Source organism: Oceanibacterium hippocampi (assembly GCF_900172325.1).
Lineage (GTDB): Bacteria > Pseudomonadota > Alphaproteobacteria > Sneathiellales > Sneathiellaceae > Oceanibacterium > Oceanibacterium hippocampi.
This window is the reverse complement of record NZ_FWFR01000002.1, coordinates 77,551-100,150: the sequence shown is the minus strand read 5'-3', so window position 1 is coordinate 100,150 and position 22,600 is coordinate 77,551. Positions and strand designations below refer to the sequence as shown.

Sequence of the window (22,600 nt, the reverse complement as noted above, 5' to 3'; positions counted from 1 at the left end):
TCAGCCCTCCTCCGGCCGCGTGTCGATCGGCAGGCGGATTCGGAATCGCGCGCCGCGGTCGGTGTTGTCGCATTCGATGATGCCGCGATGGTCGCCAACGATCTTGGCGACAAGGGCAAGGCCAAGGCCGCTGCCGTTCGGCTTGGTGGTGACGAACGGATCGAACAGGTTGCCGATCAGTTCCTGCGGGATGCCGCCGCCATTGTCGGCCACGGTGACCTCGAGCGGCAGTTGCAGTCGCTCCCGACTGCCGGCGAAGGCGAGCCGGATGCCCTGCCGGTAGGCGGTCGAGAGATGGATCTCGCCGCCCTCTGCCGGTACCGCCTCGGCGGCGTTCTTGACCAGGTTCAGGAAGACCTGGATGAGCTGGTCGCGGTTGCCGAGCACCGGCGGCAGCGACGGGTCGTAGGTCTCCACGAAGCGGACATGACGGGCAAAGCCCGAACGGGCGAGATTGCGGACATGCTCGAGCACCTGGTGGATGTTGACGCCGCCGCGTTCCAGCGGCCGTTCGTCGGTGAAGGCATCCATGCGGTCGACGAGCCCGACGATGCGGTCCGCCTCGTCGCAGATCAGGCGGGTCAGGACCCGGTCGTCGTCGCTGGCGGCCTGTTCCAGCAGCTGTGCCGCGCCGCGAATGCCGGACAGCGGATTCTTGATCTCGTGCGCAAGCAGTTGGGCCATCGCGGTGACCGAACGGGCCGCGCCGCGCTGGGTCAACTGCTGGTCCATCTTGGCGGCGATCGAGCGATCCTCGAGCTGGACGATGACGCTGCCGGCCTCCTCGAAGACCGGCGAGACGGTCAGGTTCACGTTGCGCGGCCCGGTCTTCGGCGTGCCGATATCGACGTCATACTCGGCGATCGTGATGCCCTGTTCGCGGGCCGAGCGGATCAGCGCCGCGACCGGGCTGCCGAACGGCAGCAGATCGATGATCGGCTGGCCGACCAGCAGCGTCGCGCTGGAACCGAAGAAGCTTTCCGCGGCCGGATTGACGAGGGCGATACGCTCTTCCCCGTCGATGACCAGCAGCGGCGCCGGAAGGGCGTTGATGACGGCGGCATTGCGGTTCTCGTCGATCGGCCGCCAGCGCCGGGCGAAGGGGCCGGTCATGCGGCGATCCCGTTCGCCGCCTGGTCGGCGAGACCGGCATAGAAGGCACGGATCTCCTGGCGCACCGCGTCCGCCTCGTCGAGCCGCATGACCCGGTCGCGAAAGCTCTTGCCGCCGGCATGACGGGCGCCGTACCAGCCGAGATGCTTGCGCGCGGCACGAAGCCCGACATTCAGACCGTAATGGCTGAGCATGGCGTCGTAATGTTCCAGCACGATGGCGCATTCGGCCTCCGGCGACGGGTCGCCGACATCCTCCTCGCCGTCGAGGGCACGGCGGATCGCGCCCGGCAGCCAGGGCCGGCCATAGGCGCCGCGGCCGATCATCACCCCGTCCGCACCGGATTGCTCGAGCGCGGCGCGGGCGTCGTCCACGCCGGCAATGTCGCCGTTGACGATCAGCGGCAGGCCGGTCGCCTCGCGGACCCGGCGGACGAAGCGCCAGTCGGCCCGGCCGTTGAACAATTGCGCCCGGGTCCGGCCGTGCACGGTGATCATGCGGATACCCTCGTTCTCGGCGATCCGCGCGAGTTCCGGGGCGTTCCGGTTCTCCATGTCCCAGCCGGTCCGCATCTTCAGCGTCACTGGCAGGCTGACCGCCCTGACGGTCGCGGCGATGATCCGGGCCGCGTGGTCGAGATCGCGCATCAGCGCCGAGCCGGCCTGCCCGCTGACCACTTTCTTGACCGGGCAGCCCATGTTGATGTCGATGATCTCGGCGCCCCGGTCGGCGTTGAGCCGCGCCGCCTCGGCCATCACTTCGGGCTCGCAGCCGGCCAGTTGCACGGCCATCGGCCGCTCCTCCGGTTCGGACCGCGACAACCGCATCGATTCCCGGCTCTCCTGGATCATCGAACGGCTGGCAATCATTTCCGAGACGACCAGACCGACCCCGGCGCGCCGGGCCAGGCGACGGAACGGCAGGTCGCTGATTCCGGACATCGGCGCCAGCACGACGCGGCCCTCGACCGTTATCGGCCCGATCCTGATGGTCATTTATTGGTCACTTTGCCTTACTGATCAATTCGTGGGCAATCTACGGCAGCTTTTGCTGCACCGCAAGATACCTTGTCGAGCGAAATCGTCGGGGTTGTCGCCATCGGCCGAACCGCTGCCTTGCCGGCAGCCGCCGCCGATGCCTGTCCGCTTCCAACCGGCGGGAAGCCGCGCTAGTGTCCGGCCCATGGGAGCCTATGCATTGATCGTCGCTGCCGGGCGCGGCACGCGGGTCGGCGCCGGCCGGGCCAAGCAGTACCTGCCGCTCGCCGGCGAGCCGATGCTGCGGCACGCGGTACGGGCCTTTCTCGGCCATCCGGGAATCGCCGGCGTCCGCGTCGTGATCCATGCCGATGACCGCGCCGTCTATGACACTGCGGTCGCCGGGCTCGACCTCGCCGGCCCGGTGACCGGCGGCGCCGAGCGCCAGGATTCGGTTCGCGCCGGACTGGAAAGCCTGGTCGAGTTCGCTCCCACCGAGGTCCTGATCCACGACGCCGCCCGGCCGCTTGTCGAGCCGGCGCTGATCGATCGCTGCCTCGCCGCGCTGAAGCAACACGCAGCGGTGCTGCCGGTGCTCGCCGTCGCCGACAGCCTGAAGCGGCTCGACGGCGACAGCGTGGCCTGCGATATCGACCGTGCCGGCCTCTACCGCGCGCAGACGCCGCAAGGCTTCCGCTTCGCGACCATCCTGGACGCCCATCGGCGCGCCGCCGGCGGGCACCACACGGACGATGCCTCGGTCGCGGCGGCGGCCGGAATCGCCGTCCACACCGTCGCCGGCAGCGAGCGCGCCTTCAAGGTGACGACGGCGGAAGACCTGGCCCGCGCGGGCCGCGAACTGGGGGCAGGCATGGCGGATATCCGGGTCGGACAGGGATTCGATGTGCATGCCTTCGAGGCAGGCGACCGGGTCTATCTCTGTGGCGTCGAGATCCCGCACGAGGCGGCGCTGAAAGGCCATTCCGACGCCGACGTCGGCCTGCATGCGCTCACCGATGCCCTGCTCGGGGCAATCGGCGACGGCGATATCGGCAGCCATTTCCTGCCCTCCGATCCGCAATGGCGCGGCGTCGCCTCCGACCGCTTCCTGCGCCATGCGGGCGAACGGGTCCGCGCCGCCGGCGCGCGGATCACGGCTGTTGACGTCACGCTGATCTGCGAGGCGCCGAAGGTCGGCCCCCACAGGGAAGCGATGCGGGCGCGGATCGCCGACATTCTCGGCCTCGAGGTCGGCCGTGTCAGCGTCAAGGCGACGACCACGGAACGGCTGGGCTTCACCGGCCGCCGCGAGGGGATCGCCGCCCAGGCGCTGGCGACCGTCGCCTTCGACGGACCGGCGCGATGAACCGGCCGGACGGCATCGCCTTCAGCCATCCGGCGAGCCTGATCGCCACCTGGTTCGGCGCCGGCCTGATCCCGAAGGCGCCGGGGACCTGGGGCTCGCTTGCCGCACTGCCCTTCGCCTGGGTCATCCTCGAATTCGCGGGCTGGCCGTGGCTGGCGCTGGCCACGCTTCTCGCCTTCCTTGCCGGGCTCTGGGCCAGCGCCGCCTATTGCCGGGCCAAGGGGCTCAAGGATCCCGGCGAGGTGGTGATCGACGAGGTCGCCGGGCAGTGGCTCGCCCTGCTCGCCGCGACCAGCGCCGGCAGCCCGGATCCGCTCGCCTTCGCGGTCGGCTTCGCCGCCTTCCGGCTGTTCGATATCGTCAAGCCCTGGCCGGTCGGCTGGGCCGATCGCCGGTTGCCCGGCGCGCTTGGCGTCATGGCCGACGACATTCTGGCCGGGCTTTACGGGCTCGCCTGTGTCGCCGGTTACCTCGGGCTGGCAGACTACCTGTCTGGAGGAGCAGCATGATCGACAAGGACAATCGCCGTCGCGCCGCTGACGTCCTGCGCCGGGCCGAAGCGCTCGGCTGGCATGTCGCGACCGCGGAATCCTGCACCGGCGGGCTGATCGCCGCGACGCTGACCGAGATTGCCGGCTCCTCGGCGGTCGTCGACCGGGGCTTCGTCACCTATTCGAACGAGGCGAAGACGGCAATGCTGGGCGTCCCCGCCGGGCTGATCGGCCGGGTCGGCGCGGTCTCGGAGGAGGTTGCCCGCGCCATGGCCGAGGGCGCGCGGCGCCAGTCGGGCGTCGAGCTCGGCGTATCCTGTACCGGCGTTGCCGGACCGGGCGGCGGAACCGCGGCGAAGCCGGTCGGGCTGGTGCATCTGGCCTGTTCCGCCGCCGGCCAGCCGACCCGCCACCGCAAGATGCTGTTCGGCGACCTCGGCCGTTCCGGGATCCGCGCCGCGACCGTCACCGTCGCCCTCGACATGCTGATCGAGGCGATCGAGGCCGCGATCGCCCGCTGAGACCCGACTCAGGCCACAGAAATGTCGCAACGGCGTATTTCCGTTCCTGCTAATATTTGGGATCGACGATCCGGCCGGGGCTCCGCGCCGTGACGGCCGCATCGATCCTGCGCGGCGCGATCGTGGAGAGAAAGCGATGCTGCTCGAAGCCGACAAGGTTTTCTCCGACTCGATTCCCGAAATCTACGACCGTTACCTGGTGCCGCTGATCTTCGAGGCCTTTGCCGCCGATCTCGCCGGCCGTGTTGCCGCATCCCGGCCCGGGCACGTGCTCGAGACCGCCGCGGGCAGCGGTGTCGTGACCCGTGCCCTCGCCCCGTTGCTCGGCCCGGATGCCCGCTACGTGGCGAGCGACCTGAACCAGCCCATGCTGCAACGGGCCATCGACCGGCAGGGCAAGGATAAGCGGATCGACTGGCGCCAGGCCGACGCCCTGGCGCTCCCCTTCGACGACGCCAGCTTCGACGTGCTGTGCTGCCAGTTCGGGGTCATGTTCTTTCCCGACCGGGTCGCCGGATACCGGGAGGCGCGGCGGGTTCTGAAGCCGGGCGGCCGCTTCCTGTTCAATGCCTGGGACGCGATCGAACACAACGACCTGGCGCGGATGGTGACCGACGCGGCGGCGAAGATCTTCCCCACCGATCCGCCCCGCTTCCTTGCCCGCACACCGCACGGCTACCACGATGTCGCGGCAATCGTCGACGACCTCCGGACCGCCGACTTCGTCGATATCGAGGTCGAGACACTGGCGCGGCCGAGCACGGCACCGGGTCCTCGCGATCCGGCCATCGCCTATTGCCAGGGCACCCCGCTCCGGAACGAGATCCTGGCGCGGGCGCCAGCGGGCCTCGGCGAGGTCACCGACAGGATCGCCGAGGCCATCGCCGCAGCCTGCGGCGATGGCCCGGTGTCGGGCAAGGTCCAGGCGCATGTGGTGGTCGCGACCGTCTGACGGCCGGCGGGATCAGCCCTTCGAGGAGGCGCCACTCTCGGCCGACAGCACGCCGCGCTTGCCACCGCCCGGCTTCTCGCCGTAGAGCGCGTCTGCGCGCGCCTCGAAGGCAGCGATCATGCGGCGCACCGCCTCGTTGAACAGCATCCCGATGGTTCGCTGCAGCATGCGCGAACGGAATTCGAAATCGACATAGAAGTCGATCAGGCAGCCGTCCGGGTGCTCCTTGAAGATCCAGTGATTGTTGAGGTAGCGGAACGGCCCGTCGAGATAGTTGACGTCGATCCGCATGTTCTCCCGGTCGAGTTCGACACGGGAAACGAACTGCTCGCGGAACATCTTGAAGCCGACGATCAGGTCCGCGGTGACGACGTCGCCCTCGCGCTTGCGGATCCGGGCGCCGACGCACCAGGGCAGGAACTCGGGATAACGGTCGATAGCCGCCACCAGCTCGAACATCTGGTCCGGCGAATAGGGCAGGACACGCTTTTCCGCATGGGTTGGCATCGGCCTGTCGCCTCAGCCGCCGACCGCGGCTTCGCGGGCCTCGCGAAGCCGTGCGAAATCCTCCCCCGCGTGATGGCTCGAGCGGGTCAGCGGCGAGGCCGAGACCATCAGGAAGCCCTTGCCATAGGCCATCGTCTCGAGGCCGTGGAATTCCTCCGGCGTGACGAAGCGATCGATCGGATGATGCTTGCGGGTCGGCGCCAGATACTGGCCGACGGTGATGAAGTCGATATCGGCGGAGCGCATGTCGTCCATCACCTGCATCACCTCTTCCCGGCTTTCGCCGAGGCCGACCATCAGGCCGGACTTGGTGAACATCTTCGGGTCCATTTCCTTGACCCGGTCGAGCAGGCGCAGCGAGTGGTAGTAGCGGGCGCCCGGTCGCACCGAGGGATAGAGCCGGGGCACGGTTTCCAGATTGTGGTTGAAGACATCCGGACGGGCCGCGACGACGATCTCCAGCGCGCCGTCCTTGCGCAGGAAATCGGGCGTCAGGATCTCGATCGTGGTCGCCGGCATGGCGGCGCGGATCGCCTCGATCACCGCCGCGAAATGGGCGGCGCCGCCGTCGGCGAGATCGTCCCGATCGACCGAGGTGATCACCACATGGGCCAGCCCCAGCCGGCGCACCGCCTCGCCCACCCGGGCGGGCTCGTCCGCGTCGAGAGGCAACGGGCGACCGGTCGCGACGTTGCAGAAGGCGCAGGCCCGCGTGCAGGTCTCGCCCATGATCATCATCGTCGCGTGCTTCTTCTCCCAGCACTCGCCGATGTTCGGACAGGCCGCCTCTTCGCAGACGGTCGTGAGATTGAGGTCCTTCAGGATCCCGCGGGTATTGCCGAAGGCCTTGCTGCCCGGCGCCTTGACGCGGATCCAGGCCGGCTTGCGGAGGACCGGGTTGTCCGGGTTCCGCGCCTTCTCCGGATGGCGCGGGCGGACCGGCGCGGTCAACTCGTTCATCGCTACCCCTCAAGGCCGCGGGTCTCGCCGCGGCACGCAAAGACTGTCCTAGAAGTGTATCGCCCGGTCGTAGGCGTCAAGCACCGACTCGTGCATCATCTCGGAGAGCGTCGGATGCGGGAACACGGTATGCATGAGCTCGGCCTCGGTGGTCTCGAGCGTGCGGGCGACCGCGTAGCCCTGGATCAGCTCGGTTACCTCGGCGCCGATCATGTGGGCGCCGAGCATTTCCCCGGTCTTCGCGTCGAAAACGGTCTTGATCAGGCCTTCCGGCTCGCCGAGCGCGATCGCCTTGCCGTTGCCGATGAAGGGGAAGCGGCCGACCCGGACCTCGTGCCCCTTCTCCTTCGCCGCCGCCTCCGTCAGGCCGACCGAGGCGACCTGCGGGTGGCAATAGGTGCAGCCCGGGATATTGCCGGTATTCAAGGGATGCAGGCCCTCGATGCCGGCGATCTTCTCGACGCAGATCACCCCTTCGTGGCTCGCCTTGTGGGCCAGCCAGGGCGGCCCGGCCAGGTCGCCGATCGCGTAGACGCCGGGCTCGTCGGTCCGGCACCATTCGTCGATCACGACGTGGCTCTTCTCGACCTTCACCCGGGTGTTCTCGAGACCGATATTCTCGACGTTGCCGACAATGCCGACGGCCATGATGGCGCGCTCGAAGGTCTTCTTCTCGGTCTTGCCGTCCCTGGTCTTGATCGTCGCGGTGACCGAATCCTTGCCCCGCTCGAGCTTCTCGACCGCGGCCCCGGTCAGGATCGTCATGCCCTGCTTCTTGAAGGCCTTCTCGGCGAAGGCGGAGATTTCCGCATCCTCGACCGGCAGTACCCGGTCGAGCACCTCGACCACGGTGACCTCGGCGCCGAGCGCCCGGTAGAAGCTCGCGAACTCGATCCCGATGGCGCCGGAACCGACGACCAGCAGCGATTTCGGCATATGGTCGGGGACCATCGCCTCCTTGTAGGACCAGACCAGCTTGCCGTCGAACTCCAGCCCCGGCAGCTCGCGCGCACGGGCCCCGGTGGCAAGCATGATATGCTTCGTCTGAAGCGTCGCGACCGCCTTGCCGTCCCTGGCGACGGCGACCCGGCCCTTGCCCTGCAGGGTGCCGTGACCGTCGAACACGGTGACCTTGTTCTTCTTCAGCAGATGCTTGACGCCGCCGGAAAGCTGGCCCGCGACCTGGCGGGAACGCTTGACGACCTTGTCGATGTCGAAGCTCAGGCCCTCGACCTTGATCCCGAAATCGGCGGCGTGGCTCGCCAGCGTGTAGATATCGGCGGTCCGCAGCAGCGCCTTGGTCGGGATGCAGCCCCAGTTCAGGCAGATTCCGCCCAGGTGCTCACGTTCCACGACCGCGGTCTTCAGGCCGAGCTGGGCCGCGCGGATCGCCGCGACATAGCCGCCCGGGCCGCTGCCGACGACGACCAGATCGAAATTCGTCTCTGTCACGGTGGCGTCCCCCTCAGAGCAGCATGGTCAAGGGATCTTCGATGAAGCCCTTGAAGGCGGCGAGCAGGCGGGCGCCGAGCGCCCCGTCGATGACCCGGTGATCGCAGGACAACGTGCAGGTCATCATCGTCGCGACGGCGAGCGCGCCGTCCTTCACCACCGGCCGCTGTTCGCCTGCGCCGATCGCCAGGATCGCGCCCTGCGGCGGATTGATGACGGCGGAGAACTCGCTGATCCCGAACATCCCGAGGTTGGAAATCGAGAAGGAACCGCCCTGGAATTCCTCGAGCTTAAGCTTGCCGGCCTTGGCGCGCTCGGCCAGATCCTTCATCGAGGAGGATATCTCGGCGAGGCCCTTACGGTCGGCCTGGCGAACGATCGGCGTGATCAGGCCCTCGTCGATGGCGACCGCGACCGAAACGTCGACTTCCTTGTAACGGTAGATCCTGTCGCCGCCCCAGGAGGCGTTGGCGTCCGGCACGTCGCGAAGGGCCAGTGCCGCGGCACGGATGACGAAGTCGTTCACCGAGAGCTTGTAGGCGTCCGACTTCGCGTTGAGCTGCTTGCGCAGCGCCAGCAGCGCGTCGATCTCGCAATTCACCGTCAGATAGAAATGCGGCACCGTCTGCTTGGCCTCGGTCAGGCGGCGGGCGATGGTCTTCCGCATGTTCGAAAGGGTGATCTCCTCGTGCGGCGCCGATGGCGGGCCGAACGAGGCGGCGGCGGGCTGGGCTGCCGCCGGTGCGGGCGCCTTGCCGGCCTCGGCCTGTTTCGCGGGTTGGGACGCCGGGCGCGGCGAGGCCTTCGCCTTCTCCACGTCTGCCTTCACGATCCGGCCATGGGGGCCGGAGCCGTCGATGCCGGCGAGTTCGATTCCGGCCTCCCCGGCGAGCCGGCGGGCCAGCGGGCTGGCGAAGATCCGCCCGTCCTTCCCCGATCCGGCGGCTACCTGCTTCGGGGCCGGGGCGAGCTTTGCCTCGGCACGCGGCGCAGTCTCGGGCTCCGCCGGCTTGGCCGGCTCGGGCGCGGCTTCCGGTTCGGCCGCCTTGCCGCTGCCGTCGCCCGTCTGGCCGGGCCCGCCCTCGGGCGCGTAGCCTTCCAGGGCGCTTTCGTCCTCGCCTTCCTCCAGGAGGACGGCGATCGGCGTGTTGACCGCGACATTCTCGGTACCGGCCTGGACCAGGATGCGGGCGAGCCTGCCCTCGTCCACCGCCTCGACCTCCATGGTCGCCTTGTCGGTCTCGATCTCGGCAAGCACGTCGCCGGAGGTAACCGTCGCGCCCTCCTTGACGGTCCAGCTGGCCAGCGTGCCTTCAGTCATCGTCGGCGAGAGCGCCGGCATGGTGATCGTGATGGGCATGTCGATCCTCTCAGGCGCGGTAGGTGACGGCCTTGGCCGCGGCGACGACGTCTCCGGTATTGGGCAGCGCAAGCTTTTCCAGGTTGGCCGCGTAGGGCATCGGAACGTCCTTGCCGGTGACCCGGGCAACCGGCGCGTCGAGATAGTCGAAGGCCTGCTCCATGACCTGGGCGGCGATCTCGGCGCCCATGCCGGCGACCGGCCAGCCTTCCTCGACGGTGACGCAGCGGTTCGTCTTCTTCACCGAGGCGACGACCGTCGCCATGTCGAGCGGACGCACGGTGCGAAGATCGATCACCTCCGCCTCGATGCCCTCGCCCGCCAGTGCCTCGGCCGCCTTCAGCGCCAGTCCGACGGCGATGCCGTAGGCGACCAGCGTGACGTCGCCGCCGCTGCGGGCGATGCGCGCCTTGCCGAACGGCAGCACGTAGTCGTCCAGCACCGGGACCTCGAAACTCTGGCCGTAGAGCAGCTCGTTCTCGAGGAAGATCACCGGGTTCTCGTCACGGATCGCCGCCTTCAGCAGGCCCTTGGCGTCGGCCGCCGAATAGGGAATGCAGACGATCAGGCCCGGGCAATGGGCATACCACGAGGCGTAACACTGGGAATGCTGGGCGCCGACGCGGGAGGCGGCGCCGTTCGGCCCGCGGAACACCATCGGCGAGGCCATCTGGCCGCCGGACATGTAGCGCGTCTTGGCGGCCGAGTTGATGATCTGGTCGATCGCCTGCATGGCGAAGTTGAAGGTCATGAACTCGACGATCGGACGCAGGCCGTGAAAGGCGGCGCCGACGCCGATGCCGGCAAAGCCCTGCTCGGTGATCGGCGTGTCGATCACGCGGCGCGGCCCGAACTCCTCGAGCAGGCCCTGGGTCACCTTGTAGGCGCCCTGGTACTCGGCCACTTCCTCGCCCATGACGAAGACCCGCTTGTCGCGGCGCATCTCCTCGGCCATCGCGTCGCGCAGGGCCTCGCGGAGCGTCATGGTGACCATCTCGGTGCCGGCCGGGATATCCGGCTCCGCCGGCTCGCTCGAACGCGGCTGGGCCGGCTGGCGGCCCTCGCCCGCGGTCGGCGCCGGGCGCGCCTCGGCCTCCTGCTTCGGCGCCGGTTCGGGCTTGTCTTCCGGCTCGGCCTTCGCCTTGCCGCCGCCGCCGTTGGCGCTGTATCCGGCCAGGTCGCCGTCGCTCTCGCCTTCGCCCAGCAACAGCGCGATCGGCGTGTTGACGGCGATGTTCTCGGACCCTTCGTCGACAAGGATGCGGCCAATCTTGCCGTCGTCGGCGGCCTCCACTTCCATGGTCGCCTTGTCGGTCTCGATTTCCGCGATGGCATCGCCGGCGGAAACCGTGTCGCCTACCTTGACGAGCCATTTGGCGAGGTTGCCCTCGGTCATCGTCGGCGACAGCGCGGGCATCAGGATTTCGGTGGGCATCGTCGTTCCCTCTCCGTCTCGTGCGTTATTCCGCCGCCACGGCGGGGGCGAGGATGTCCGTGTACAGTTCTTCCGGATCGGGCTCCGGGCTGTTCTGGGCGAAGTCGGCGGCCTCGGTGATGATCCGCTTCACCTCGCGATCGATCTCCTTCAATTCGTCCTCGCCGACCTTCAGCGTGTCGATCAGCGCCGCGCGCGCGCGGTCGATCGGGTCGCTCTCGCTGCGGCGCTTGGTGACCTCTTCCTTGGAGCGGTATTTCGCCGGGTCGGACATCGAATGGCCGCGATAGCGATAGGTCTTCATTTCGAGGAGCAGCGGGCCGTTGCCGGCCCGGCAATGGGCAACCGCCTCGCGCGCGGCGTCGCGCACCGCCAGCACGTCCATGCCGTCGACCTGCCTGCCGGGCACGCCGAAACTCTCGCCGCGCCGGTAGAGCTCGGTTTGCGCCGAGGCGCGCTTGACCGCGGTGCCCATGGCATATTCGTTGTTCTCGATGACGAAGATCGCCGGCAGGCTCCAGAGCTCGGCCATGTTCAGGGTCTCGTAGACCTGGCCCTGGTTGGTCGCCCCGTCGCCGAAATAGATCAGCGTGACATTGTCGGTGTCCTGGTACTTCTGGGAAAAGGCGAGCCCAGCGCCGAGCGGCACGCAGGCACCGACGATGCCGTGCCCGCCATAGAAGTGCTTCTCCTTCGAGAACATGTGCATGGAGCCGCCCTTGCCCCGCGAATAACCGCCGACGCGGCCGGTCAGCTCGGCCATGACGCCCTTCGGATCCATGCCGCAGGCCAGCATGTGGCCGTGGTCGCGATAGGAGGTGATGACCGCGTCACCCTCCTTCAGCGCCGACTGCATGCCGACGACGACCGCTTCCTGGCCGATATAGAGATGGCAGAAGCCGCCGATCAGGCCCATGCCGTACATCTGGCCGGCACGCTCCTCGAAGCGCCGGATCATCAGCATCTCGCGGTAATGGTGCAGCATCTCGTCGCGGTCGACCGCGGGTTTCTTCGCGGCACGCCGCGTTCCCGTCGCCTTGCCGGCGCTGCTTGTCGCCTTGCTGGCGCTGCGCGTCGCCTTGCTGGCGGTGCTCGTCGATTTTCGTTGGGCGGCCCTGGCCATGAACACTTCTCCCGGTAGGCGGTCGTGCGGGTTGCCTCGGTCCGCGGGCACCCTTTGCCGATCACGATTGAAACTGCCCCATGACGGCGCGATTGACAAGGCCATGGCGCGACATTGCACATGCCCGTGAACGGCAGGATCGCGAACCCGCGACGGGACGGCGAAACACCATTTATTCGGGCAGGAAGATTACCGCGTCGTCCGGATGGCTGAGGCCGAGCGTGGCGCGCGCACGCTCGTCGAGCAGGTCGATATCGAGCCCGTCGGGATGCAGCAGCGCAACCCGGCGTTCCAGCTTTTCACGCTCGGCGGTGACCACGGCCAGCGTGTGGCTGGCGGTGTCGATCTCGTGCTTGAGGCGCAGATAGGCGAAGAGCCCGCGATCGCCCTCGATGATGTGATAGCCGAAATAAACCACCGCGAGCAGACAGAACATGGGCGTCAGGCTCGCAAGCACCCGGCGGCGGATTTCGAATATCAGGCCCATATGAGGATCGAATCAGATGCGCCCGTCGCGGTCAAGTGCCGTGACGGGCGCGACATCCTGATTTCCCTGCCGCTCAACGCGCGCGGAGGATGCTGGTGCCGGCATAGCTGGCTGCCGGGCCGAGATCCTCCTCGATGCGGATGAGCTGGTTGTACTTGGCCAGCCGGTCCGAACGGGCCAGGCTGCCGGTCTTGATCTGTCCGCAGTTGGTGGCGACCGCGAGGTCGGCGATGGTGGTATCCTCGGTCTCGCCGGAGCGGTGCGACATCACCGCCGTGTAGGCGGCACGATGCGCCATGTCGACGGCGGCAAGGGCCTCGGTCAGGGTGCCGATCTGGTTCACCTTGACGAGGATCGAGTTGGCCGCCCCGCTCTCGATGCCGCGCGCCAGACGCACCGGGTTGGTGACGAAAAGGTCGTCGCCGACGAGTTGCACCCGGTCGCCGATCGCGTCGGTGAGCGCCTTCCAGCCGTCCCAGTCGTCCTCGGCCATGCCGTCCTCGATAGAGAGGATCGGATAGGCACCGACGAGCTCGGCATAGTATTCTGCCATTGCCTGTGGCTCGAGCACCTTGCCCTCGCCGTCCAGGTGGTAGCGGCCGTCGCGGAAGAACTCGGTCGAGGCCGGATCGAGCGCCAGCATCACGTCGTCGCCGGGCTTGTAGCCGGCCGCTTCGATCGAGGAGAGAATGAAATCAAGGGCTTCACGCGCGCTGCTGAGATTGGGTGCGAACCCGCCCTCGTCGCCGACATTGGTGTTGTGCCCGGCGTCGACCAGCTTCCTGCGCAACGTGTGGAAGATTTCCGAACCCATCCGCACCGCGTCGCGCATGGTGTCGGCGGCGACCGGCATGATCATGAATTCCTGGAAGTCGATCGGGTTGTCGGCATGCGCGCCGCCGTTGATGATGTTCATCATCGGCACCGGCAGGACGCGGGCGCTGACCCCGCCGACATAGCGGTAGAGCGGCTGGCCGATCTCGTCGGCGGCGGCGCGGGCGACCGCCAGGCTGACCCCCAGGATCGCGTTGGCGCCGAGCCGGGCCTTGTTCTCGGTCCCGTCGAGGGTGCACATCGTGTCGTCGATGACGAACTGTTCCTCGGCGTCCATCCCGGACAGCGCGTCGTAGATCTCGCCGTTGACCGCCGCGACCGCCTTCTCGACGCCCTTGCCGAGATAGCGGCTGCCGCCGTCGCGCAGTTCGACCGCCTCGTGGGCGCCGGTCGAGGCCCCCGAGGGAACCGCGGCGCGGCCCTCGGCGCCAGTCTCCAGCGTTACCTCGACTTCGACCGTCGGGTTGCCTCGGCTGTCCAGGATTTCCCGGCCGGTAATGTCGATGATCGCGGTCATCTCGTCTCTTCCTCGTTTTCGGTGATGTTCAGGGCAGCAGTTGCTGCCGGACAAAGTGGCGCCAGTCCTGAAACGGCGCCAGGGAGGTGGCGGTCCCGCACCTGAGACCGATGCCGCCCCGGCGCCAGAGCGCGACGAAGGCGGCCAGTCCGCCCAGCGCGGCGGCGGTTGCGCGGATCCGGGCGCGGCGCCAGAGCCAGCGGCTCCAGACGAACAGCACGAGTGCGAGGCCGATCAGGGTGGCGTCGTCATAGGCGCGTCCGAGCGCCGCGGGCGCGAGCGCCAGACCGATCGCCACGGCCGCCATCAGGGCCGCGTCGGCCCAGGCGAAAACCGGCGATCCCGGCGTCATCAGCGGCCCGGCGCGAAAGGTCAAACTGGCATCCCCGTTCTCGATGGCGGCCTTCAGACGCGCGTAAAGCACGTCGTCGCCGCCGCTCTCCCCGTCCCGATCCGGCCCGCTTCCGGTCCGGTTGTCAGCGTTGTATCCCAAGCCGCCCCGCCGTCAAACGCCGTAAAGCACCCAGTAGAACATCAGCACCGCGATCAGGATCGCCAGCGGCACGCGCAGGAACGGCCAGAGCCAGGCGAAGACCGCCATGGTCCGGTTGCCCTGTCCGGCGAACAGGCGCGGATCGACCGTCCCCTGGCGGCCCGCCGCAAGGGCGCCGTTCAGCAGATCGGCCGCTTCCCGCCGGAAATCCGCCAGGTAATCCCGCTCGTCCCGGACCCGCTCGATCCCGGAATTGCGTAGCTGGTTCGTGCAATCCTCGATCAGGCCCTCGGCGGCGGCGCGCAGCGCCGGCTCGAGCGGGGCAAAACGGGCGCCCGCGTGCCGGGTCCGGGCGAGCGCGAATTCGCTGAGTTCGAGAAGGCAGGCCCGGAAGACCCGATGCGCCGCGTCATAGAGATCGAAGGCCGCCATGCCGTGGGGTCGCCTCGTCTGCACCGCGGCAGAGGTTCCGAACAGGTCGTTCAGCTTCCGGCGATGGCGGTCGACGATGGCATCGAGAGCGGCATCGAGCGCAGCGTCCGGTGGCGTCGGGGCCGGCGAGGTCACGACCGCCCGCGCCGTCAGGCCGCTTTCGCCAGCTTGTCGAAGGCAGTGAGCTGGCGAAGCAGCGCCTCGAGTTCGCCGAGCGGCACCATGTTCGGGCCATCGGAGGGCGCGTTGTCGGGATCCTGGTGCGATTCCATGAAGACCGCGGCGACGCCCACGGCGACCGCCGCGCGGGCGAGCGTCGGCACGAATTCGCGCTGGCCGCCGGTCGAGGTGCCCTTGCCACCCGGCATCTGCACCGAATGCGTCGCGTCGAATACCACCGGGAAACCGGTCTCGGCCATGATCGGCAGGCTGCGCATGTCGCTGACCAGCAGGTTGTAGCCGAAGCTGGCGCCGCGTTCGGTCAGCATCACCCGCTCGTTGCCGGCGGCGACCACCTTGTCGGCGACATTCTTCATGTCCCAGGGCGCGAGGAACTGGCCCTTCTTGACGTTGACCACCAGGCCTGTCTTCGCCGCTGCGACCAGCAGGTCGGTCTGGCGGCAGAGGAAGGCCGGGATCTGCAGCACGTCGACGGCATCGGCGACGGCGGCGCATTGCTCGGCGGCGTGCACGTCGGTCACCACCGGCAGGCCGAAGCGCTCGCGGATCTCGCGGAAGACCGGCAGCGCCGCCTCGAGCCCGACCCCGCGGCCAGCCCCGATCGAGGTCCGGTTGGCCTTGTCGAACGAGGTCTTGTAGATCAGCCCGACGCCGAGCCGGTCGGCGATCGCCTTGAGCTCGCCGGCCATGAACATCGCGTGCTCGCGCCCTTCCATGGCGCAGGGTCCGGCAATCAGGGTGAGCGGCCGGTCGTTGCCGATCTCCATGTCGCCGATGCGGATGTGGCGTGCCTCGGTCATCTTGCTTACCTCTTTGCGGCCGCGTCGGGCCGGCTAGACCAGTCGCGACTGGTGGACGGCGGCGGTAACGAAGCTGCGGAACAACGGGTGCGGATCGAAGGGCCGAGACTTCAGCTCGGGATGGAACTGCACGCCGATATACCAGGGATGATCCGGGATCTCGATGATCTCCGGCAGGGTCCCGTCCGGCGACAGGCCGGAGACCAGGACCCCGGTCCGCTCCAGCGTCTCGCGGTAGTTGATGTTGACCTCGAAACGGTGCCGATGGCGTTCGCTGATCTCGTCGCTGCCGTAGATCTCGTGCACCTTGCTGCCGGCCCGGAGCCCGCAGGCATAGGCGCCGAGCCGCATGGTGCCGCCGAGATCGTCCTCGCCGCTGCGGCGCTCGACCTGGTTGTCGCGCACCCACTCGGTCATCAGCCCGACCACCGGATCCTCGCAGGGCCCGAACTCGGTGCTGCTGGCGCCTTCCAGCCCGGCCAGGTTGCGCGCCGCCTCGACCACCGCCATCTGCATGCCGAAGCAGATGCCGAGGAAGGGCACGCCGCGCTCGCGGGCGAAGCGGGCGACGCGGATCTTGCCCTCGGCGCCGCGCTTGCCGAAGCCGCCCGGCACGATGATGCCGTTGACGTCCTCGAGAATCTGCGTCGGGTCGCCGTCGCCCTCGAACTGTTCGGCCTCGAGCCAGCGGACATTGACATGGACCTTGTTGGCCATGCCGCCGTGGTCGATCGCCTCGCCGAGCGACTTGTAGGCATCCTGCAGCGCCATGTACTTGCCGACGATGGCGATCGTGACCTCGCCCTCGGGCTTCAGCGTCGCATCGACAAGACCGCGCCAGACCGAAAGCTCGGGGGCCGGCGAGTCGTGGATGTCGAAGCAGCGCAGGACCTGGTCGTCGAAGCCTTCCTCGTGATAGCGGATCGGCACCTCGTAGATGGTCGAGACATCGAGAGCCGGGATCACCGCCTCCTGGCGGACATTGCAGAACGAGGCGATCTTGCGGCGCTCGGAGGCCGGCAGCGGCTTCTCGCAGCGGCAAAGCAGGATGTCGGGCTGGATGCCGATCGAGCGCAGTTCCTTGACCGAGTGCTGCGTCGGCTTTGTCTTCAGTTCACCGGCCGCCGCGATATAGGGCACCAGCGTCAGATGGACGAAGATCGCATGCTCGCGCAGTTCCTGGCCAAGCTGGCGGATCGCCTCGAGGAACGGCAGGCTCTCGATGTCGCCGACCGTGCCGCCGATCTCGACGAGCACGAAATCCGCCTCCTCGGTGCCGGCGACGATGAATTCCTTGATCGCGTCGGTGACATGCGGGATCACCTGCACGGTGCCGCCGAGATAGTCGCCGCGCCGTTCCCGGCTGATCACGGTCTGGTAGATCCGGCCGGTCGTCACGTTGTCGCTGCGCCGCGACGGAACGCCGGTGAAGCGTTCGTAGTGGCCGAGATCGAGATCGGTCTCGGCCCCGTCGTCGGTGACGTAGACCTCGCCATGCTCGTAGGGATTCATCGTCCCCGGGTCGACGTTGAGATAGGGGTCGAGTTTCCTCAGGCGAACGCGGAAGCCGCGTGCTTGCAGGAGCGCGCCGAGCGAAGCGCTGGCGAGCCCTTTTCCGAGAGAGGAAACCACGCCGCCGGTGACAAATATGAACCGCGCCATGGACCTGACTTTATATACTCAGAGGGACTGTGCCGAAAGTGGCAGAGGCGGCAATGGTGCCGCCTCTGTTCTTGTCGGCAGTTCGTGACACGCCGGCTATTCCGAAATCGGCGCCGAGGGTTCGCTCGGTGCCTGCTGCTCGACCTGGCCGGCCGGCGCCTGCACGTCGAGGATCGATTTCTGTTCGGTATGCGCCCCCGACAGCATGGCGAGCGCGAGACTCGTCAGCATGAAGGCGGCGGCAAGAATCGCCGTCGTCCGCGTCAACAGGTTCGCAGCGCCGCGTCCGGTCATGAATCCGCCACCGCCACCGCCACCGCCGCCCATGCCGAGGGCGCCCCCTTCGGAGCGCTGCAACAGGACGACCGCGACCAGCGCCACGGCGAGTAACAGGTGAACTATCAGTATGATCGTTTGCATGCGTCGCTCTCGCTGGCCATGGCCAGCGTCTTTCGGACTCGCGAAATCAGGGGCCGGCGCGTTTTACCGCAAAGCGCTGCCGGAAACTAGAGGCAAGTTTCGATGATCGGCCAGAAGTCGTCCACGGCAAGGCTGGCGCCGCCGACCAGCGCCCCGTCGACATCGGCGACGGCCATCAGTTCCGCCGCGTTCGCCGCCTTGACCGAGCCGCCGTAAAGCAACCGGCAATCGCCGAGCGCCGCATCGCGTTTCGCGATGTGGGCGCGCATGTGACGATGCATCGCGGCGACGTCGTCGGTGGTCGGCGTTCGCCCGGTGCCGATCGCCCAGACCGGCTCGTAGGCAATGATGGTATTGGCCGGGGTCGCCCCGTCCGGCAGGGAGCCGTCGAGTTGCCCCGCGACGATGTCGAGCGCCCGCCCCGCCTCGCGCTCGGCCAGGGTCTCGCCGACGCAGACGATCGCCGTCAGACCGGCCCGGTGGGCCGCGACCGCCTTGGCGGCGACGCTCCGGTCATCCTCGCCGTGATCGGCCCGCCGTTCGGAATGGCCGACGATGCAATAGGCGGCGCCGGCGTCGGCCAGCATTTCCGCCGCGACGTCGCCGGTGTGGGCGCCCGAAGTCCCGGCATGGCAGTCCTGGCCGCCGAGGGCGATCCGGCTGTTCGCGCCGAGGATCTCGCGCAGCACGGGAAGCAGCGGCGCCGGCGGACAAATGACGACCGCGCAGGCCGCCCCGGGCCGGGTCGCGAGCCGCGCCGCGAGATCCGCGATGGTCGCCGTCGCCCCCGGCATACGGCCGTTCATCTTCCAGTTCCCCGCGATCACCGGTTGCCGCCCGTCGCTCATGCCCGTCTCCCGTCCCGTTAATGCACCGCGCCGCTTTAGCAAATGCGCCCGCCCTTGCAAAGCCGGAGCTGTGCGAAACCGGTTCATCTTCTTGCATTCCCGACGCGCCACGCCATACTGCGCCGGTTTGTTGGGTCGCCGTCCCGATTGCACCCGCCGTGCGCGGGGCGTTGCCCGTTTCCAGCCGAGAGCGCCACACATGCTGAACCGCCTGCGCAAAAGCGTCGCTTCCTGGCTCGTCAAGGGCCTCCTCCTGTTGCTCGCGGCGAGCTTCGGGTTGTGGGGCATCGGCGATTATCTTGGCGGTGGCGGCGAGACGCTGGTGGCCAAGGTCGGCGATGTCGAGATCAATTCCGTCACCTTCGACCAGCATTACCGCCGGACGCTCAGGCTCTTCCAGATGCAGACCGGAAGGACGCCGGACCCGCAGATGGCACGCGAGTTGCGCCTGCCGGAGGCGACGCTGGACGATCTCGTGAACCGGACGCTGTGGGCCAACGAGGCGGATGCGCTTTCCCTCCGCGTGCCCGACCAGGTGGTCGCCGCCGATATCCGCAACAATCCCCAGTTCCAGGGCCTGACCGGCGAGTTCAGCGAACTCGCCTTCCAGCAGTTCCTGTTCACCAATGGCCAGAGCGAGCGCGGCTATGTGCTGGAGCGGAAGTCGCAACTGGCGCTCCAGCAGCTCCAGACGGCGATCTTCGCCGGCTTCCGCGCGGCACCGGGCGAGGCGGTCCAGCGCCTGCTTGCCCATGGCTGGGAATTGCGGGTCGCCGACTACGTGGTGTTCAGGGCCGATCCGGCGCTGGTGACGACGGAACCGGACGATACCGCCCTCGCCGCCTTCCACGACGAGAATGCCGACCGCTACATGGCACCGGAGTATCGCCGGCTCGGCTATATCTACGTCGCGCCCGAGGACGTGCTCGACCAGATCTCGATCGGCGAGGACGCGGTGCAGGCGGAATATCAGAGCCGCCAGGCCGAGTTCCTCGTGCCCGAGACCCGCCATGTCCGGCAGATGCTCTTCCCCGACGAGGCGGCGGCGAAGGCTGCCGCGGAGCGGATCGCCAATGGCGAGAGTTTCACCGATGTCGCCAAGGACGCGCTTGGCCTCGAGCCGGGCGATCTCGAACTCGGCAACGTCACCCGGGACGAGCTTGACGAGGCGATGCGGGAGCCGGTCTTCGCGCTCGACGCAGGCGCGACCACGGACCCGGTCGAGAGCCCGTTCGGCTGGGCCCTGGTCACCGTCGACGAGATCACCCCGCCGACCGAGAAATCGCTGGAAGAGGTCGCCGATCTCATCCGGCGCGACTTGGGACTGGCGCGCGCCTCCGACCTGATCATCGATATCAGCCACGAGTTGCAGGACCAGTTCGCCGGCGGCGCGACCATCGACGAGGCCGCCGCTGCCGCGGGCGTCAAGGCGCGTCATGTGGAATGGGTCGATCGCGGCGGCTCGGCGCCCGAGGGTTCCTCGATCACCGACCTGCCGAAGGACCGGGCCTTCCTCGAACTTGCCTTCGCAATGGAGGAAGGCGAGGAACCGGACGTCGTCGACGCCGCGGACGGCGCGATCATGGCGATCGCCATCGACGGGATTCGCGAGCCGGCGGTTCGCCCGCTCGACACGATCCGCGATGTCGTGAAGCGTCACTGGCGCAACGCCGAGGCGCAGAAGCTCGCCCGGGCCGAGGCCGAGGCCATGGCCGCGGCAATCGGGTCCGCGGGCGACCTTGCCGCCGCCGCGGAAAGCGCCGGGAAGACGCTCGAGACCACCCGGCCGCTGATGCGCCAGAGCGGCCAGCCGCCGCAGGGTCGTACCAACTATGACCGGCTGCTGGTCCAGGCCGCCGGACAGAGCCCGTTCGACGGCGCCCTGCAGGGCCGGCTGTTCGAGCTCGGCGACGGCGAGGTCGCGACCGGCGCGACCGCGGACGGCACCGGCTACGCTGTGGTCCGGCTGAAAGAGATCCGGCCGGCCGACCAGGAGACGCTGGACATGGCCCGCGACGCGCTCGCCCAGACCCTGCTCGGGGAAATGGCCGGCGACATGCAGCAGACCTACCTGGCCGACCTGCAGCGCGATTTCCCGGTCAGGACCTATCCCAAGAATCTCGACGCGCTTTACTGACCATGGCCGTCCAGCCGAGTTTCGCCGCCTTCGAGGCGGCCTATCGCGAGGGCCGTCCGCAGGTCCTCTGGAGCCCGCTCGTCGCCGACCTGGAAACACCGGTCTCGGCGATGCTCAAGCTCACCGACGGGCGACCCTATTCGTTCCTGCTCGAATCGGTCGAGGGCGGCGCGGTGCGCGGACGCTATTCGATCATCGGCATGAAGCCGGACCTGATCTGGCGCTGCTTCGGCAACAAGGCCGAGATCAACCGGGTCGCGCGCTTCGACCCGGAGGCCTTCGAGCCGGACCCGAGGCCGGCGCTTGACAGCCTGCAGGCCCTCGTCGACGAAACCCGGATCGAGCTGCCCGAGGGCCTGCCGCCGATGGCCGCCGGCCTGGTCGGCTACATGGCCTACGACACCGTGCGGCTGATGGAGCATCTGCCGGACATCAACCGCGATGTCCTGGGTGTGCCGGACGGCATGTTCGTCCGCCCGAGCATCATGGCGATCTTCGATTCGGTGCTCGACGTAATGACCGTCGTGACGCCGGTATGGCCGGATTCCGGGCGCGACGCCCGCTCCGCCTACAACCACGCAGCGGAACGGCTGGCCGACGTGATTGCCGATTTCGAGCGCAGCCTGCCGCATGGCCGCGGCCGGGAGGAGCGCGAGCCGCTGAAGGCGGAGGTCACCTCCAACACAACCCGGGACGAATATTACGAGATGGTCCGCCGGGCCAAGGAATACATTGCCGCCGGCGACATCTTCCAGGTCGTGCCGTCGCAGCGCTTCCAGATGCCGTTCACGCTCTCGCCCTTCGCGCTCTACCGGGCCCTGCGCCGGACCAATCCCTCGCCGTTCCTCTTCTTCCTCGATTTCGGCAGCTTCGCCATCGTCGGCTCGAGCCCGGAAATTCTCGTCCGCCTGCGCGACAACCGGGTCACCGTGCGGCCGATCGCCGGGACACGACGGCGCGGCGCGACGTCGAGCGAGGACAAGGCACTGGCCGAGGACCTGCTGTCCGACGAGAAGGAACTGGCCGAACATCTCATGCTGCTCGACCTCGGGCGGAACGATGTCGGCCGGGTCGCCAGGATCGGCACGGTAGAGGTCACCGAGCAGATGGTGATCGAGTATTACTCGCACGTCATGCACATCGTCTCGAACGTCGAGGGCGAGATCGCCGAGGGCCACAACGCGATCGACGCGCTGAAGGCCGGCTTCCCGGCCGGAACCGTCTCCGGCGCGCCCAAGGTCCGGGCGATGGAGATCATCGACGAGCTGGAGAAGGACCGGCGCGGCGTCTATGGCGGCGCGGTCGGCTATTTCTCGGCGAACGGCTCGATGGATACCTGCATCGCGCTCCGCACGGCGGTCGTGAAGGACGGCGTCATCCATATCCAGGCCGGCGGCGGCGTCGTCGCCGACAGCGATCCGGAAGCGGAATACGAGGAAACGGTGAACAAGGCCCGGGCTCTGGTCCGCGCCGCCGAGGAAGCGATCCGTTTCGCGACCCTGGAAGGCCGCAACCGGGCCTGAACCCCTGCCC

Annotated in this window: 22 protein-coding genes; 6 read left to right on the top strand and 16 right to left on the bottom strand. The window is 68.2% G+C overall.

The window, feature by feature from the left end; all coding sequences use genetic code 11:
* Together OCH7691_RS11480 and dusB are read right to left on the bottom strand one after the other, a co-directional pair.
* Positions 1–1,113, bottom strand: a complete 1,113-nt coding sequence (locus OCH7691_RS11480; RefSeq protein WP_085883690.1) for a two-component system sensor histidine kinase NtrB — start codon at positions 1,111–1,113, stop codon at positions 1–3.
* Entirely contained in the window at positions 1,110–2,108 is a 999-nt protein-coding gene (dusB, locus tag OCH7691_RS11475) for a tRNA dihydrouridine synthase DusB (RefSeq protein WP_085883689.1), read from the bottom strand. The genes OCH7691_RS11480 and dusB overlap by 4 nt, the downstream gene beginning before the upstream one ends.
* Positions 2,109–2,295: 187 nt before the next feature.
* On the opposite strand from dusB, the gene OCH7691_RS11470 reads away from it, so the two are divergent.
* The 4 genes from OCH7691_RS11470 to OCH7691_RS11455 all read left to right on the top strand — a co-directional run bounded on the left by OCH7691_RS11470 (position 2,296) and on the right by OCH7691_RS11455 (position 5,420).
* The gene (locus tag OCH7691_RS11470; RefSeq protein ID WP_085883688.1) at positions 2,296–3,456 is read left to right on the top strand and encodes a bifunctional 2-C-methyl-D-erythritol 4-phosphate cytidylyltransferase/2-C-methyl-D-erythritol 2,4-cyclodiphosphate synthase; all 1,161 of its coding nucleotides are present in this window, start codon (positions 2,296–2,298) and stop codon (positions 3,454–3,456) included.
* Positions 3,453–3,965, top strand: a complete 513-nt coding sequence (locus tag OCH7691_RS11465; protein ID WP_085883687.1) for a phosphatidylglycerophosphatase A family protein — start codon at positions 3,453–3,455, stop codon at positions 3,963–3,965. Before OCH7691_RS11470 ends, OCH7691_RS11465 begins: the two co-directional genes overlap by 4 nt.
* Entirely contained in the window at positions 3,962–4,468 is a 507-nt protein-coding gene (locus OCH7691_RS11460) for a CinA family protein (protein WP_085883686.1), read from the top strand. Before OCH7691_RS11465 ends, OCH7691_RS11460 begins: the two co-directional genes overlap by 4 nt.
* Before the next feature lie 139 nt (positions 4,469–4,607).
* Positions 4,608–5,420: a class I SAM-dependent methyltransferase gene (locus tag OCH7691_RS11455; protein ID WP_085884436.1), complete on the top strand. Its 813-nt coding sequence runs from the start codon at positions 4,608–4,610 to the stop codon at positions 5,418–5,420.
* A gap of 12 nt (positions 5,421–5,432) precedes the next feature.
* Here OCH7691_RS11455 and OCH7691_RS11450 read toward each other — a convergent pair whose 3' ends face one another.
* The 14 genes from OCH7691_RS11450 to tpiA all read right to left on the bottom strand — a co-directional run bounded on the left by OCH7691_RS11450 (position 5,433) and on the right by tpiA (position 18,930).
* Positions 5,433–5,927: a type II toxin-antitoxin system RatA family toxin gene (locus OCH7691_RS11450; RefSeq protein WP_085883685.1), complete on the bottom strand. Its 495-nt coding sequence runs from the start codon at positions 5,925–5,927 to the stop codon at positions 5,433–5,435.
* 12 nt (positions 5,928–5,939) lie between these two features.
* A complete protein-coding gene (lipA, locus tag OCH7691_RS11445; RefSeq protein ID WP_085883684.1) occupies positions 5,940–6,887 on the bottom strand; it encodes a lipoyl synthase in 948 nt (315 codons plus the stop codon).
* Positions 6,888–6,935: 48 nt separating this feature from the next.
* Positions 6,936–8,339 carry a dihydrolipoyl dehydrogenase gene (gene lpdA, locus OCH7691_RS11440; RefSeq protein WP_085883683.1) on the bottom strand — a complete coding sequence of 468 codons (1,404 nt, stop codon included), beginning with the start codon at positions 8,337–8,339 and terminating at the stop codon, positions 6,936–6,938.
* A 13-nt stretch (positions 8,340–8,352) separates the two neighbouring features.
* A complete protein-coding gene (locus OCH7691_RS11435) occupies positions 8,353–9,699 on the bottom strand; it encodes a pyruvate dehydrogenase complex dihydrolipoamide acetyltransferase (RefSeq protein ID WP_085883682.1) in 1,347 nt (448 codons plus the stop codon).
* Positions 9,700–9,709: 10 nt separating this feature from the next.
* Positions 9,710–11,095, bottom strand: a complete 1,386-nt coding sequence (locus OCH7691_RS11430; RefSeq protein ID WP_370853117.1) for a pyruvate dehydrogenase complex E1 component subunit beta — start codon at positions 11,093–11,095, stop codon at positions 9,710–9,712.
* A 64-nt stretch (positions 11,096–11,159) separates the two neighbouring features.
* Positions 11,160–12,257, bottom strand: coding sequence for a pyruvate dehydrogenase (acetyl-transferring) E1 component subunit alpha (gene pdhA, locus OCH7691_RS11425; RefSeq protein WP_085884435.1), 1,098 nt, complete (start codon positions 12,255–12,257; stop codon positions 11,160–11,162).
* 172 nt (positions 12,258–12,429) lie between these two features.
* Positions 12,430–12,744, bottom strand: a complete 315-nt coding sequence (locus OCH7691_RS11420; protein ID WP_217807936.1) for an FtsB family cell division protein — start codon at positions 12,742–12,744, stop codon at positions 12,430–12,432.
* A gap of 73 nt (positions 12,745–12,817) precedes the next feature.
* Positions 12,818–14,095, bottom strand: a complete 1,278-nt coding sequence (gene eno / locus OCH7691_RS11415) for a phosphopyruvate hydratase (RefSeq protein ID WP_085883680.1) — start codon at positions 14,093–14,095, stop codon at positions 12,818–12,820.
* Positions 14,096–14,123: 28 nt separating this feature from the next.
* Positions 14,124–14,588 (bottom strand): hypothetical protein, encoded by a 465-nt coding sequence (locus OCH7691_RS11410; RefSeq protein WP_085883679.1) that lies wholly within the window; start codon positions 14,586–14,588, stop codon positions 14,124–14,126.
* A 12-nt stretch (positions 14,589–14,600) separates the two neighbouring features.
* A complete protein-coding gene (locus OCH7691_RS11405; protein WP_085883678.1) occupies positions 14,601–15,155 on the bottom strand; it encodes a hypothetical protein in 555 nt (184 codons plus the stop codon).
* Between the two features lie 14 nt (positions 15,156–15,169).
* Positions 15,170–16,000, bottom strand: coding sequence for a 3-deoxy-8-phosphooctulonate synthase (gene kdsA / locus OCH7691_RS11400; protein WP_085883677.1), 831 nt, complete (start codon positions 15,998–16,000; stop codon positions 15,170–15,172).
* Between the two features lie 33 nt (positions 16,001–16,033).
* The gene (gene pyrG / locus OCH7691_RS11395) at positions 16,034–17,662 is read right to left on the bottom strand and encodes a CTP synthase (RefSeq protein WP_085883676.1); all 1,629 of its coding nucleotides are present in this window, start codon (positions 17,660–17,662) and stop codon (positions 16,034–16,036) included.
* Positions 17,663–17,758: 96 nt separating this feature from the next.
* Positions 17,759–18,082 (bottom strand): preprotein translocase subunit SecG, encoded by a 324-nt coding sequence (gene secG, locus OCH7691_RS11390; protein ID WP_085883675.1) that lies wholly within the window; start codon positions 18,080–18,082, stop codon positions 17,759–17,761.
* Positions 18,083–18,168: 86 nt separating this feature from the next.
* Positions 18,169–18,930 carry a triose-phosphate isomerase gene (tpiA, locus tag OCH7691_RS11385; RefSeq protein ID WP_085883674.1) on the bottom strand — a complete coding sequence of 254 codons (762 nt, stop codon included), beginning with the start codon at positions 18,928–18,930 and terminating at the stop codon, positions 18,169–18,171.
* A gap of 199 nt (positions 18,931–19,129) precedes the next feature.
* On the opposite strand from tpiA, the gene OCH7691_RS11380 reads away from it, so the two are divergent.
* Together OCH7691_RS11380 and trpE are read left to right on the top strand one after the other, a co-directional pair.
* The gene (locus tag OCH7691_RS11380) at positions 19,130–21,067 is read left to right on the top strand and encodes a peptidylprolyl isomerase (RefSeq protein WP_176245021.1); all 1,938 of its coding nucleotides are present in this window, start codon (positions 19,130–19,132) and stop codon (positions 21,065–21,067) included.
* A 2-nt stretch (positions 21,068–21,069) separates the two neighbouring features.
* Positions 21,070–22,590, top strand: coding sequence for an anthranilate synthase component I (trpE, locus tag OCH7691_RS11375; RefSeq protein WP_085883672.1), 1,521 nt, complete (start codon positions 21,070–21,072; stop codon positions 22,588–22,590).
* Positions 22,591–22,600: the final 10 nt, after the last annotated feature.

Coding starts and splice junctions, on each gene's coding strand:
- OCH7691_RS11480 (WP_085883690.1), bottom strand. CDS start 1,113: ATGACCGGCCCCTTCGCCCGGCGCTGGCGGCCGATCGACGAGAACCGC.
- dusB (WP_085883689.1), bottom strand. CDS start 2,108: ATGACCATCAGGATCGGGCCGATAACGGTCGAGGGCCGCGTCGTGCTG.
- OCH7691_RS11470 (WP_085883688.1), top strand. CDS start 2,296: ATGGGAGCCTATGCATTGATCGTCGCTGCCGGGCGCGGCACGCGGGTC.
- OCH7691_RS11465 (WP_085883687.1), top strand. CDS start 3,453: ATGAACCGGCCGGACGGCATCGCCTTCAGCCATCCGGCGAGCCTGATC.
- OCH7691_RS11460 (WP_085883686.1), top strand. CDS start 3,962: ATGATCGACAAGGACAATCGCCGTCGCGCCGCTGACGTCCTGCGCCGG.
- OCH7691_RS11450 (WP_085883685.1), bottom strand. CDS start 5,927: ATGCCAACCCATGCGGAAAAGCGTGTCCTGCCCTATTCGCCGGACCAG.
- lipA (WP_085883684.1), bottom strand. CDS start 6,887: ATGAACGAGTTGACCGCGCCGGTCCGCCCGCGCCATCCGGAGAAGGCG.
- OCH7691_RS11435 (WP_085883682.1), bottom strand. CDS start 9,699: ATGCCCATCACGATCACCATGCCGGCGCTCTCGCCGACGATGACTGAA.
- OCH7691_RS11430 (WP_370853117.1), bottom strand. CDS start 11,095: ATGACCGAGGGCAACCTCGCCAAATGGCTCGTCAAGGTAGGCGACACG.
- pdhA (WP_085884435.1), bottom strand. CDS start 12,257: ATGGCCAGGGCCGCCCAACGAAAATCGACGAGCACCGCCAGCAAGGCG.
- OCH7691_RS11420 (WP_217807936.1), bottom strand. CDS start 12,744: ATGGGCCTGATATTCGAAATCCGCCGCCGGGTGCTTGCGAGCCTGACG.
- eno (WP_085883680.1), bottom strand. CDS start 14,095: ATGACCGCGATCATCGACATTACCGGCCGGGAAATCCTGGACAGCCGA.
- kdsA (WP_085883677.1), bottom strand. CDS start 16,000: ATGACCGAGGCACGCCACATCCGCATCGGCGACATGGAGATCGGCAAC.
- pyrG (WP_085883676.1), bottom strand. CDS start 17,662: ATGGCGCGGTTCATATTTGTCACCGGCGGCGTGGTTTCCTCTCTCGGA.
- secG (WP_085883675.1), bottom strand. CDS start 18,082: ATGCAAACGATCATACTGATAGTTCACCTGTTACTCGCCGTGGCGCTG.
- tpiA (WP_085883674.1), bottom strand. CDS start 18,930: ATGAGCGACGGGCGGCAACCGGTGATCGCGGGGAACTGGAAGATGAAC.
- OCH7691_RS11380 (WP_176245021.1), top strand. CDS start 19,130: ATGCTGAACCGCCTGCGCAAAAGCGTCGCTTCCTGGCTCGTCAAGGGC.
- trpE (WP_085883672.1), top strand. CDS start 21,070: ATGGCCGTCCAGCCGAGTTTCGCCGCCTTCGAGGCGGCCTATCGCGAG.